The organism is Roseibium sp. MMSF_3544 (genome assembly GCF_030732845.1).
In the GTDB taxonomy this organism is placed as follows: Bacteria; Pseudomonadota; Alphaproteobacteria; order Rhizobiales; family Stappiaceae; genus Roseibium.
On sequence record NZ_JASHKA010000003.1, the window covers coordinates 151172 to 163197 of the forward strand.

Annotated in this window: 10 protein-coding genes and 1 tRNA gene; 6 read left to right on the forward strand and 5 right to left on the reverse strand. The window is 58.8% G+C overall.

Annotated features, from left to right (window positions below):
* Positions 1–38 precede the first annotated feature (38 nt).
* Positions 39–1439 (forward strand): amidase, encoded by a 1401-nt coding sequence (locus RBB47_RS05475; protein ID WP_305984744.1) that lies wholly within the window; start codon positions 39–41, stop codon positions 1437–1439.
* Positions 1440–1484: 45 nt separating this feature from the next.
* Positions 1485–2147: an aspartate/glutamate racemase family protein gene (locus RBB47_RS05480; RefSeq protein WP_305984745.1), complete on the forward strand. Its 663-nt coding sequence runs from the start codon at positions 1485–1487 to the stop codon at positions 2145–2147.
* Between the two features lie 31 nt (positions 2148–2178).
* On the opposite strand, the gene RBB47_RS05485 is transcribed toward RBB47_RS05480, so the two are convergent.
* Both RBB47_RS05485 and RBB47_RS05490 read right to left on the reverse strand, forming a co-directional pair.
* On the reverse strand, positions 2179–3924 hold the full coding sequence (locus RBB47_RS05485; protein ID WP_371932749.1) for a caspase family protein: 1746 nt from the start codon (positions 3922–3924) through the stop codon (positions 2179–2181).
* 186 nt (positions 3925–4110) lie between these two features.
* On the reverse strand, positions 4111–5070 hold the full coding sequence (locus RBB47_RS05490) for a hypothetical protein (RefSeq protein WP_305984747.1): 960 nt from the start codon (positions 5068–5070) through the stop codon (positions 4111–4113).
* Positions 5071–5220: 150 nt separating this feature from the next.
* On the opposite strand from RBB47_RS05490, the gene RBB47_RS05495 reads away from it, so the two are divergent.
* Positions 5221–6114 (forward strand): LysR substrate-binding domain-containing protein, encoded by an 894-nt coding sequence (locus tag RBB47_RS05495; protein WP_305984748.1) that lies wholly within the window; start codon positions 5221–5223, stop codon positions 6112–6114.
* A 71-nt stretch (positions 6115–6185) separates the two neighbouring features.
* Here the strand turns inward: RBB47_RS05495 and RBB47_RS05500 are convergent.
* Both RBB47_RS05500 and RBB47_RS05505 read right to left on the reverse strand, forming a co-directional pair.
* Positions 6186–6261, reverse strand: a tRNA-Ala gene (locus RBB47_RS05500).
* Positions 6262–6410: 149 nt separating this feature from the next.
* On the reverse strand, positions 6411–6800 hold the full coding sequence (locus RBB47_RS05505; protein ID WP_305984749.1) for a TIGR02300 family protein: 390 nt from the start codon (positions 6798–6800) through the stop codon (positions 6411–6413).
* Positions 6801–7022: 222 nt separating this feature from the next.
* On the opposite strand from RBB47_RS05505, the gene aroA reads away from it, so the two are divergent.
* The 3 genes from aroA (at position 7023) to rpsA (ending at position 10973) form a co-directional block, all read left to right on the forward strand.
* Positions 7023–8378, forward strand: coding sequence for a 3-phosphoshikimate 1-carboxyvinyltransferase (gene aroA, locus RBB47_RS05510; protein WP_305984750.1), 1356 nt, complete (start codon positions 7023–7025; stop codon positions 8376–8378).
* A complete protein-coding gene (gene cmk, locus RBB47_RS05515; RefSeq protein ID WP_305984751.1) occupies positions 8375–9001 on the forward strand; it encodes a (d)CMP kinase in 627 nt (208 codons plus the stop codon). Before aroA ends, cmk begins: the two co-directional genes overlap by 4 nt.
* Positions 9002–9275: 274 nt before the next feature.
* On the forward strand, positions 9276–10973 hold the full coding sequence (rpsA, locus tag RBB47_RS05520; RefSeq protein ID WP_305984752.1) for a 30S ribosomal protein S1: 1698 nt from the start codon (positions 9276–9278) through the stop codon (positions 10971–10973).
* Positions 10974–11094: 121 nt separating this feature from the next.
* Here rpsA and RBB47_RS05525 read toward each other — a convergent pair whose 3' ends face one another.
* The gene (locus RBB47_RS05525; RefSeq protein ID WP_305984753.1) at positions 11095–12015 is read right to left on the reverse strand and encodes a LysR family transcriptional regulator; all 921 of its coding nucleotides are present in this window, start codon (positions 12013–12015) and stop codon (positions 11095–11097) included.
* Positions 12016–12026 lie beyond the last annotated feature (11 nt).

The window sequence follows — 12026 nt, forward strand, 5'->3', positions numbered from 1 at the left end:
ATCGACTACCATCCGCCTGGACCCGAAGCGGAAGGCAAATGTCTATGAGTGAAAATTTCGCGTTTCAGGACGCAGACGCGCTCTGCCGGATGAGCGCAACGGAACTGGCTGCGGCCTACCGGCAACGATCCGTTTCGCCAGTCGATGTGACACAGGCCTGCCTTGCACGTGCCGAGGAGATTGATCCGGCCTTCAACGCCTTCACCTTTATCGACCACGACGGGGCTCTTGAAGCCGCACGCGCGTCCGAAGCCCGTTGGGCGACAGGGAACCCATTGTCAAAGGTCGACGGTGTTCCCGCAACACTCAAGGATATTGTCTGGGTAAAGAACTGGCAGGTGCGTTTCGGCAGCTCGGTGACCAGCCAGGCACCTTTCACTGAGGACGCACCGAGCGTTCGTCTGATGCGCGAGGCCGGTGTCGTTTTTCTGGCGCAGACCACAACGCCGGAATTCGGCTGGAAAGCTGTAACGGACAGCAAGGCCTTCGGTGTCACGGTCAATCCGCACGACCGCAACATGACGGCAGGTGGGTCCTCGGGCGGCGCGGCAGTCGCGGCCATGCTCGGTGCGGGCGTCTTTCACCTCGGCACTGATGGAGGCGGCTCGATCAGAATCCCGTCGGCCTTTTGCGGCCTGACCGGGATCAAGCCGACCTTCACCCGTGTGCCTGCCTATCCGGCGAGCGCCTTTGGAACAGTGGCCCATATCGGCCCGATGTGCCGAAGCGCTGAAGACGCGTTTTTGATGCTGAAAGCAATGTCCGGCCGCGACCGGCACGACTGGAACCAGGGCGAAGGGCAACTTGCCCCGCTTGAATGGGAGCCTATGGACGTCAAGGGACTGCGCATCGGCTACTGGACCACGCCTCCGGCCGGCCGCCTCGATCCTGAAGTCGCCGCGATCGTGGACAGGCAGATGGCCTCTCTGGAAGCCGAAGGTGCGGTTGTCGAACCGTTCGCGCTTCCCGCAAAGGATCTTCTTGAAACCTTTCATGTGCACTGGTTTTCCGGCGCGGCCGCACGCCTTGAGCCCTTCAGCGCAACAGAACGCGCAGAGATCGATCCGGGCCTCCTGGAGATCGCCGACATCGGCGCCTCCTATGACGCCAAGCGCCTTGTTGCAGCCCAGACGGACAGGGCGAATTTCGGAGCGCGCATGGATCAGGCGCTTTCTGAATATGATTTCATCCTGTCTCCCGCCGTCACGGTTCCAGCCTTCGGGGCCGGGCTGAATGTTCCGGCGGGCTCCGGGCTTCGGCACTGGACCGAATGGGCGAGTTTCAGTTTCCCGATCAACCTGACACAGCAGCCGGCGGGCGTTGTTCCCTGTGGTAGGACGGAGGCCGGTCTGCCGGTTGCGCTTCAGGTGATTGGCGCTCGCGGAAAGGACGCACACGTTCTTTCGTTTCTGGCCGCAGTTGACGCGTTGGGCAATTGAGTCCACGAGACTGCCGGCTGAATGCCGAAATGATGGGAGACAGATTTGCATATTGGATTGATTGGCGGCATCGGGCCTGCGGCAACCGATTACTATTATCGACGCTTGATCAGGATAGCGGCCGACAGCGGTCGCGATCTTGATCTCACCATCGTCCATGCCGACGCTCCGACACTCCTGAACAACCTTGCCCAGGACAATCAGGAGAAACAGTGCGCGATTTATGCCGAGCTGACAAAGAGACTTGCCGCGGCCGGCGCAGAAAATGTCGTCGTCACCTCAATTGCGGGACACTTTTGTATCGACAGGTTTGCCGAAATCTCACCCTTGCCGATTGTCGATCTGACCGATGCTCTCTCGACCTGGCTAAAAGAAGAGGGACTTACCCGCGTCGGTATCCTTGGAACGGACACCGTGATGCGCTCGGGCATGTACGGCAAGCTTTCTCCGGTGGACGTATTGGCGCCGGCGGGCGATGGGCTCGCACGTGTGCACGAGGCCTATGTCACGCTGGCCAAATCCGGTGAACCGACGCCAGACCTGGAAAAAATTTTCCTGGAAGCCGGCCATGCTCTGATTGCAGCAGGCGCTGAAGCGATCCTGCTCGGCGGAACCGATCTGAACGCGGTCTTCAGCGCTGACGAAACGGCTTTCCCGGTTGTCGATTGCGCGGGCATTCATGTGGATGCGATCGCGGAATTTATCTGACATTGGCACCGCATGATCGGGGTGACGCAAATCATCTCCAGCGGCAATTCCAGACATCACCTGCGCCTGGAGACCTGGAGCAAACAAGAGTGCTACCACAAGGGTGTTCGCCTTTCAGATAGTTGCGACCGCCTGCGCGTGGCCACATCTTTCTGAGGGTGGTTCTGGCATTTGGACAGCTGCTTGCGGTGGTTGTGGTTTTCGCGCTGCTGGAACTCGTGTTGCTCTTGGGCTTTTGGGAATTGGTATCGGTTTTCACCGCGACGCACTTCCCGCTGATCAGCTTCTGTCCGGACCCGCATTGTAGCGGGCAGGCCCGGTCCTTGAGTTCCTTGAGCTGATCAAGAACGTCGAGGTTCGGTTCCAGGGATGCCAATTCAAGCGCAGTGTTCTTTTCCACCTGCTGCAAAGCCGCCTTGCTCCTGCGGCCCCAGACACCGTCAACCCTGCCAATTGAGCATCCAAGGCGCTTCAGTTCCGTCTGTACGCCTCGCGTCAGCTGTTCAGCGGAGAGGGCTTTCTCTTGCGGTTCTTCCGGCGGCGTTTCAACGGGAAGCGCTGCCACTTGCACTTCAGTGGTTTCATCCGGACGAATCCGATTTTCCTGTGCCGCCGTTTTGGACTTGATGTCCGCTTCCTTGTCGGCTTCAGCGCGAAGGGCAGTTTGTTCCTGCTTCAGCAATTCGATCTTAAGGCGGGCAAGTTGGGCGTAGTTGCCTTCCGGGTAGGCGGCCAGGTAGCTCTCAAACAGCGCAACCTGAGATGCATTTTGAATGCTCTGCCAGTACGCGATTTCGACCGCGTTCCGCGCCTGGCTCTGACGCCTTTCGCTTTCGGCCTTGTTTGAATTCAGTTCCTCGATCCTCAGCCTGGCAAGATCGGTGAACTGCCCTTCAGGATACCGTTTCAGGTATGTCTCGAAATAGGCGGCATTTTCCTTCGATTTGATCGTGTCCCAAAACGCTAGTTCCACGACTTGCGGGTCTTGCTGACGCGGCAATGGTTCTTCAACGACAGCGGGTTCTGGCGGCGCTTCCGGCTTCAAGATGATCTCGCCAGTGAGCGAAGAGTTTTCCCAGGGAACCTGACGGCCATCTGTTGCCGTCAATACATCGCGGCGAACAGCCACAAGATCCCGGGTAATATCCTGTCCAGGTGTCCCCAGGTGCTTCAAAAGCGCTGTCGTGAACGGGCTGTTTGTGCCCTCGCCGTCCAGCGCGACGTTGCCCGGCTGTGTGGCAAAGGAGATCAGCGTTCCAATCCCTGAGCTGGTTTTGGCAAGTCCCCGTCCGACGGCTGCCGAACGCGTCCCCATCGATCGGGCCAGGTTTTCGGCAAGCGGATTGTTCCGGCACGCGTCGAGGAACACCAGATTGGTTTTGCTGGCCCGTTCCATCGCGCTGAGAACGAGGTCGACAGGAACGGCCTCGAAGTCGAGGTCCAACTGCGAATGCAATTGCGCGTCGGTCGGCAAGAGGTAATTGACGCCATTCACCTGTAGCCCGTGACCTGCGTAGAAGAACAGCGCGACGTCAGCGTTCTCAAGTTTGGAAACGAACTCTTTGATCTTGCCGCGCAGACCCGGCAGATCAAGATCCAGGCCCTCAACGACCTCAAAGTCCAGGCCTTCAAGCTTCGCCGCCATGCCTCTGGCGTCGTTGAACGGGTTTTTGAGTTCCGGTACGTGCTGATACCCTGAATTGCCAACGACGAACGCTACGCGCCGCTCTGCCTGGGCAAGTCCTGCATTCAAAAAAGCGACAAAAAACAAAATCACTATGCGAAACAAATAAACCACTTGGCCCTACCCCCGTCAGGCATTGGTGACGTTTTCTCATTAAACTTCAGATTGTTGCAAAAATAAACTTCCAATTGCAAAGCACTGTGTACTGTCGGAGTGCTCGGCAAAGAGGGGAATGGCAATCGGATTTCGTTGACGGCGTCCCTGAAAGTGTCACCAGCTTTATGTCTCGCAATTCGGACACTGGCTCTTCAAGCGCGTTTGCGGCGATATCGATCCGTAGACGGCGAGGAGCGCACCGAACATGTAAGCGCTGAGCCCGGTCAGCGTTGCGCTGGAATAATCAACGCGTCCTTCGATGAGCTGCATCAGAAAAACCATGACGGGTCCAAGCGCGGTCATTGCAGCAATCAGGGACGGATGCAAAAGCGGGATGGCTTTTTGCACCAGGTAAAGCGGAAACGCGATCACCGCCAAACCGATCAAGACCACCCAGGCGAGTTCCAATGGCTGGGTCGCTACGCCCTTGTCATCCAGTCCCAGCCGGTACGCGGTGGCTGCCAAGCCCGTATAGATCACAAAGCGCAATCCGAATTGCGCCAGGGGTCCGACGCCTCGCCGGTTCAATCGTGTAGACAATAAAATGACGAAGGCCGTGCAGACCCCGGAGATCGCGGATAGGAGCGCGCCGGCCAATCCTTCAAACCAGTTGCCCCGGACAAAACCTGAGAGCCCGAGAACGGTGATCGCCGTCAGCATCAGGACAGACGCCAAGATGACCAGGTTGCCGATATCCACAAGCCGGCGGCGTGGTGTTGCAGCTTCAGCCAGACCGCACCAGTGAGCGAAGATCGTGCCGAGCGGAACGAACCCGGAGAAAATTGTGAAAACGATCGCTGGCTCAATAAGCTGAACCGCCAGAAAATAGGAACACCACGTCATGGCGGCGAAAAGGTTGAGCGCCAGAACAATTCGCCAGGAGCGAACCGACACCACGAGTTCATGCGGACGAAAAACGGCGGTCAGCGCCGCGCAACCAACGACCGAAATGCCAAACACCCAGGCACCGAGCAAAAACGAATCCACGCTTTGGAGAACCGATCCCAGAAATACCGCCTGGAACGCTTCGAGCGTCACGAAAACAAGACAGAATGACAGTCCCAGCTTTGAAAGGTGTGTCATTTGTGGCTCCGGTGATAGCGGGATCAGGGCGAGGCGGCACCGCGCTGCCCGGGACTGAATGCTCAAAAGACCTCCGCATCAAAAATCATGGAAAACGCTTGCAAAAAAGCGATATTTTTGCTTATTTTCATGAGCTGAAGTTATGGAAAAATGACACGCCCCCTGCCGTCACTCTCACGTCTCAGACCTTTTGAGGCCGCTGCACGCCATGAAAGTTTTTCGCGCGCGGCGGATGAACTCGGCATGACCCAGACCGCAGTCAGCAAACAGATTGCCCAACTGGAACAGGAACTGGGCATCAAACTTTTCGAGCGCCGGAACCGGGCCGTCTTCCTGACCAGCGAGGGCCGGCGGCTCGGTCAGGTCGTCGGGACGGCGTTGTCTGACATTGCCGAGGAAATGGCGCTGCTGAAGGGGGGCGGACGACCGGAGGAGCTGGTTCTGCATTGCCAGCTGTGCGAGGCCTTCTACTGGCTGATGCCACGCCTTTCCGGCTTCCAGGAACGTTATCCAGGCATTGAATTGCGGGTCATAAGTTCGTTGAACCCGATCACCGAAGCGAAAGAACCTTTCGACGCGGCCATTCAGACCTCAGGCCGACCGTCGGGCTCGGCAAGGCTCGCCTTCACGGCATCCGATGACATCTTCCCGGTTTGCGCACCCACTCTTTTGAAAGAGCCGAACCGACCCACGGCGCCAGAAGAACTCGCGGACTACCCGCTGCTGCTCCACCGGGTCGTCCCCCAGGACTGGATGGAATGGTCCGATTGGTTCAACGCAATTGGAAAACCCGCCCCCAAACGCGCCCGCTTTGTGCAATTCGACAGCTATCCGGTTGCGCTCCAGGCAGCTGTCGCAGGGCAGGGTATCGCGCTTGGATGGGGACGCACGACACAGATCATGATCGAGGAAGGCAAGCTCGTGCGGCCCTGCGAGGAATTCGTCTCGCGGCCCACGGAAATCTCGGTGTTCCGCGGCACGGCCCGGTCACCACATCCGGAAACAGACAAGCTGCTGGATTGGCTCTCGAGCGAACTTGCCTGAAACCGGCAAGATCGAGATGCCCGGCTGAACCTTCCGTTCGCCGTCGGTGTTCACTGCATTTGAGAGAAAAATGGTGGAGCCAAGGGGGATCGAACCCCTGACCTCTTCGCTGCCAGCGAAGCGCTCTCCCAGCTGAGCTATGGCCCCATTTCCATTTGTGCGCCGGGTTGGGTCACCGGCGTTGATGGGGGCGGAACATAGTCACACCGCCTCCCAAGATCAAGCAGAATTTTGCGCCCAAAATCCTGCCTCGTGTGGAAAAGCCCGGGCGGGAAAAATGGCCAGCCCGATCCACATTATTGATCGGTATCGTCCTCGATCTCGACGCGGATGCCAGGCACGGAATCTTCGTCCTCGTCCTCGTCCTCCAGGAAAACATCGTCGTCGGATTCGTCGTTCTCGATTTCGACTTCCTCGTCGCCCTCGATGTCCGGCACATCGTCCCCGCCTTCCGCTTCCGCGTCGGCTTCTTCCAGGGTCACGATTTCGGGAGCTGCAACGTCCTCGTCTTCGTCGTCCTCTTCCTGCGTCTCTTCAACCTTGGCCGCCTTGACCGCGCGAGTCGTCGTTACGGTCTCAAAAATCGTACCGCATTTCGGGCAGGTAATCGGATCCCGCATCAAATCGTAATATTTAGCGCCGCAGCTTGGGCACAGCCGCTTTGTGCCAAGTTCAGGTTTTGCCACTGTGCTTACCCTTCGTTCGTAATCTGGCTGACTTGATTTGTGGGCCGCCCCATAGCGTCAAGCTCAGCTGGTGTCAAAGGCAAATCGGACGAAAAACGCCGTTCGCCCCATTCTTCTGCATGTTGCGGCTGAAATATCAAGCTCTGGAAGTGATGACGAGCCCGCATCCACATGATAGGACGTGTCACCTTTCTGAAAACATCCAAGTTCCGGACATTAAAAATGTCACACGATAACGCGCCCACTCCCCTGACCTCGAGTACGTGCAGCCCTCTGACCGGCACGATCCGCGTGCCGGGCGACAAGTCCATTTCCCACCGCTCGCTTATGTTCGGCACCCTCGCGGTCGGCCGTTCGACCGTCAAGGGTCTTTTGCAATCCGAAGACGTGCTTGCCACGGCAGACGCCATGCGTGCGGTCGGCGCGACCATCACCGAACAGGAAGATGGCTCCTACACGGTCGACGGCATCGGTCTCGGCAGCCTTCTGGAGCCCGAGCACGTGATCGATTTCGGCAATGCCGGTACCGGCGTGCGCCTGACCATGGGCATTTTCGGCAGTCACAACATCGCCGCCACCTTTGTTGGCGACGCCTCGCTCTCCAAGCGCCCGATGGGCCGGGTGCTCGACCCCTTGCGCGACATGGGCACCAACGTAATTGCCCGCGACGGTGACCGGCTGCCCGCTTCCATTCGCGGGGCCGAGACGGCTCTGCCAATCACGTATCGGGTTCCGATGCCGTCCGCCCAGGTGAAATCGGCCGTGCTTCTGGCCGGTCTCAACGCCCCAGGCGAGACGACCGTGATCGAGCCCATCCCGACGCGGGACCATACGGAAAAGATGCTGAAAGGGTTCGGCGCCGACATTTCGGTGACCCGCAACGAAAATGGCGAACGGGTGATCAAGTTGAAGGGGCAACCCGAACTTAAACCCCAGGACATCGATGTGCCGGGCGATCCGTCGTCTGCCGGCTTCCCCCTGGTTGCCGCGCTGATTGTTCCGGGATCCGACGTTACCATCGAGAACGTGCTTTTGAACGAGCACCGCACAGGCCTGATCACCACACTGATCGAAATGGGCGGCGACATTGAGATCACCAACCGCCGGGAGACCGGCGGCGAAGAAGTTGGCGATCTCCGCGTCAAGGCGAGCCAGCTGAAAGGCATCACGGTGCCGGCGGACCGGGCACCTTCGATGATCGACGAATATCCCGTGCTCGCCGTTGCGGCCGCCTTTGCCGAGGGCGACACCTTCATGCCGGGTCTGGACGAACTGCGCGTGAAGGAATCTGACCGCCTTGCCGCCGTTGCCCGCGGACTGGAGGCAAACGGCATCCCTTGCGTTGAAACCGAAGACACGCTGACGGTCACGGGCGGTGCCAACAATATCGGTGGCGGCACGGTGACAACTCATCTGGACCACCGCATAGCCATGTCCTTTCTGGTTCTCGGCATGGCAGCACACAAGCCGGTCACGATTGACGATGGTGCAGTGATCGCAACCAGTTTCCCGACCTTCACGTCTCTCTTTGCCGGAATGGGGGCAAGCATCTCCGCGAATGCGAGCGAAGCCGCATGATCATCGCAATCGACGGTCCCGCGGCATCCGGAAAGGGAACCCTGGCGCGCAGGCTGGCCGACCATTTCGGTCTGCGCCATCTCGACACCGGGCTCACCTACCGGGCTGTCGCCGCCGCGCTCTTGGCAAAGGGTTTGCCGCTTGGCGATGAAGGTGTCGCCATCGAGATTGCTCAGAACCTCGATCTTGCGCAGATGGACAAGACCGTCCTTTCAGCACATGAAATCGGCGAGGCAGCCTCGCGCATTGCCGTTCTCGGCGGTTTGCGCGAAGAGCTGGTCAACCTCCAGCGCCGGTTTGCCGAAACACCGCCGGGTGCGGTTCTGGACGGACGCGACATCGGGACGGTCGTCTGCCCGGATGCGACCGTCAAACTGTTCGTTACCGCCTCTGCGGAAGCCCGCGCGCGCCGCCGGACCGACGAAATGGTGTCCAAGGGAAAAGACGCCAGTTACAGCTCCGTTCTGGACGATCTGAAGCGCCGGGATGAGCGCGACAGTCAAAGAACGGTGGCGCCGATGAAACAAGCTGACGATGCGGTCTTGCTTGATACGACAGAAATGGATATAGAGACCGCGTTCCAGGCGGCTGTGGATATCGTCTCACGCGCCGAGGATGCCTAGATAGATCGCGGGGTTCACTTCAGGGTGTGCCCCTTTCCGTGCATCCGGAGCACTTGGCCTTCAAGGCCAGCAGTTCTTGAGAAGAACAACATGTAAATTCGGCAGGGCGCTGCTTATCTGCGCCCTGTGGCGAGACTGGATTTTTCGTCTTTCGCCTCCGCCGGCCCGCTTTTTGAGCGGCAGGATCAGCGGAAACCGCGATCCCGGGAGACGGACAATCCGGAGTGCAACACCAACCCGCCGGCGGTGCGCCAACAGGCGCTCAGGAGAATAAATGACTGATTTTAATCCCTCTACCGAGGATTTTGCAGCTCTTCTTGAAGAGTCATTCGTCCAGAACGACCTCTATGAAGGTGCCGTCGTAAAGGGCACCGTCGTCGCCATCGAAAAGGACCTCGCCGTCATCGACGTTGGTCTGAAAGTGGAAGGCCGCGTGCCGCTGAAGGAATTCGGTGCCAAGGGCCGCGACGGCGAAATGGGTGTCGGCGACGAAGTTGAAGTTTACCTGGAGCGTGTTGAAAACGCTCTCGGCGAAGCTGTTCTGTCGCGCGAAAAAGCCCGCCGCGAAGAAAGCTGGGTCCGCCTCGAAGTGGCTTTCGAAGCCAACGAAAAAGTCAATGGCCAGATCTTCAACCAGGTCAAGGGCGGGTTCACCGTCGATCTGGACGGCGCCGTTGCCTTCCTGCCGCGTTCCCAGGTGGACATCCGCCCGGTTCGCGATGTGACCCCGCTGATGCACACGCCTCAGCCGTTCCAGATCCTGAAAATGGACAAGCGCCGCGGCAACATCGTCGTGTCCCGCCGTGTCGTTCTGGAAGAAACCCGCGCCGAACAGCGTTCGGAACTGGTCCAGAGCCTGGAAGAAGGTCATACCGTGGAAGGTGTGGTCAAGAACATCACCGACTACGGTGCGTTCGTCGACCTCGGCGGCATCGATGGCCTGCTGCACGTCACCGACATCGCGTGGCGCCGCATCAACCATCCGTCGGAAGTTCTCACCATCGGCCAGACCGTCAAGGTGCAGATCATCCGCGTCAACCAAGACACGCATCGCATCAGCCTCGGCATGAAGCAGCTTGAAACCGATCCGTGGGATGGCATCGAAGCCAAATACCCGATCGAAGCCAAGTTTGCGGGCCGCGTGACCAACATCACCGACTACGGCGCGTTCGTAGAGCTGGAGCCGGGCATCGAAGGCCTGATCCACGTGTCCGAAATGTCCTGGACCAAGAAGAACGTCCATCCGGGCAAGATCGTTTCCACTTCTCAGGAAGTCGAAGTGATGATCCTGGAAGTCGATCCGGTCAAGCGCCGCATTTCGCTTGGTCTCAAGCAGACCCTGCAGAACCCTTGGGATGCTTTCGCAGAGCAGTTCCCGATCGGCACCAACGTCGAAGGCGAAGTCAAGAACAAGACCGAGTTCGGCCTGTTCATCGGCCTCGACGGCGACGTGGACGGCATGGTTCACCTTTCCGACCTCGACTGGAACCGTCCGGGCGAGCAGGTCATCGAAGAGTACAAGAAGGGCGACATGGTCAAGGCCGTCGTTCTCGATGTCGATGTCGACAAAGAGCGTATCTCTCTCGGCATCAAGCAGCTCACCGGCGACCCGATGGAATCCGGTGCTGCCGGTGAAATGCGCAAGAACTCGGTCGTGACCTGTGAAGTCACCGAGGTCAAGGACAGCGGCCTGGACGTCAAGATCGCAGACAGCGACCTGACCGCGTTCATCCGCCGTGCGGACCTTTCGCGCGACCGGGAAGAGCAGCGTCCGGAGAAATACTCCGTTGGCGACAAGTTCGACGCGCGCATCACCCAGTTCGACAAAAAGACCCGCCGGGTCACCGTGTCGATCAAGGCGCTCGAGATCGCAGAAGAGAAGGAAGCCGTCGCTCAGTACGGTTCTTCCGACAGCGGTGCGTCGCTCGGCGACATCCTGGGTGCTGCCCTGAAGCAGCAGAACGAAGACTAAGCTTTTCCGGTTTTCAAAAACCTGAAAACGCGAAAGCCCGGCAGACATGCCGGGCTTTTTTCGTTTCCGGCGACGTTCCGGGCAACTGGCGCCATTGTCTCTTTCGAGTGCACTTGCCCAGTCAGACGGTTTTGCATGATGCCGGATAGTCGAAGTCCAGCTCTTCAGTCTCGAAGTACTCCAAAACCGTCTGGATCGCCTTGTACCCAAGCGAGCTCTTGCGCACGTAAACACCTGCTTCGCGCCGTGGCATTCCGTTAAGGGAGGGCCGGATCACCAGTCCTTCGCTTTCAACCCGGCGCGCAAGTTGCAGCGGAGCCGACATGACGAACCCACCTTGCTTCACAAGCTGCAATCCGGTGGCAAAAGATGTCGTGCGGATATCGATTATCGAGTCGATGGCCCCGTCGGTTGCACAGCTCTCCTGAATGCGTTTTTCGGTTTCCGGGTCGACCACGAAACTCACCCAGCGATAGCCGCGAAGGTTGGACGGATCGATATGTGTTCCCTGAGCGTTCGGATCGTCCGCAGGCACGACAATTCCGTGTTCAATACTGGTCACGAATTTCACCAGGATCGCGTCATCCACCTGCTCCGGCGGGATGATGCCGAGATAGATGTCCACCTCACCGGCACAGAGCGGCCCTGCGATTTCGTGTCCCATGTCGGTTCTGACTTCCAGCTTGAGCGCCGGATATGTCTCCTTCAGAACGGTAAAAAGTCGTGCGACACAATTCAGGTGGAAGACGGGACCCGCGCCGACCCTGAGCACCGGCAGTCCGGCCGTGGTTATCGTCGAAACTTCCTCCAGGCATTGCCGGTATTCGTCCTCAATACGCAACGCCCGCTTCAAAAACACTTTTCCTGCCGCGGTCAGTTTCATGCCGCGCCTGTCACGCTGAAACAGAACAGCACCAACCTGATGTTCCAGGTTGGCAATGCGCTTGGTAACGGACGGTTGCGTCAGCGCCAGCTCGTCACAGGCCGCCGTCAGGGAGCTGTGACGGGCAACCGCCAGAAATGCAGTCACGTTCTTGTCCATGTGATATTCTT

What these genes read in the sequence shown, in the direction of transcription:
- RBB47_RS05475 (WP_305984744.1), top strand. Translation starts at nt 39, where the DNA reads ATGTCTATGAGTGAAAATTTCGCGTTTCAGGACGCAGACGCGCTCTGC.
- RBB47_RS05490 (WP_305984747.1), bottom strand. Translation starts at nt 5,070, where the DNA reads ATGACACACCTTTCAAAGCTGGGACTGTCATTCTGTCTTGTTTTCGTG.
- RBB47_RS05495 (WP_305984748.1), top strand. Translation starts at nt 5,221, where the DNA reads ATGACACGCCCCCTGCCGTCACTCTCACGTCTCAGACCTTTTGAGGCC.
- aroA (WP_305984750.1), top strand. Translation starts at nt 7,023, where the DNA reads ATGTCACACGATAACGCGCCCACTCCCCTGACCTCGAGTACGTGCAGC.
- cmk (WP_305984751.1), top strand. Translation starts at nt 8,375, where the DNA reads ATGATCATCGCAATCGACGGTCCCGCGGCATCCGGAAAGGGAACCCTG.
- rpsA (WP_305984752.1), top strand. Translation starts at nt 9,276, where the DNA reads ATGACTGATTTTAATCCCTCTACCGAGGATTTTGCAGCTCTTCTTGAA.
- RBB47_RS05525 (WP_305984753.1), bottom strand. Translation starts at nt 12,015, where the DNA reads ATGGACAAGAACGTGACTGCATTTCTGGCGGTTGCCCGTCACAGCTCC.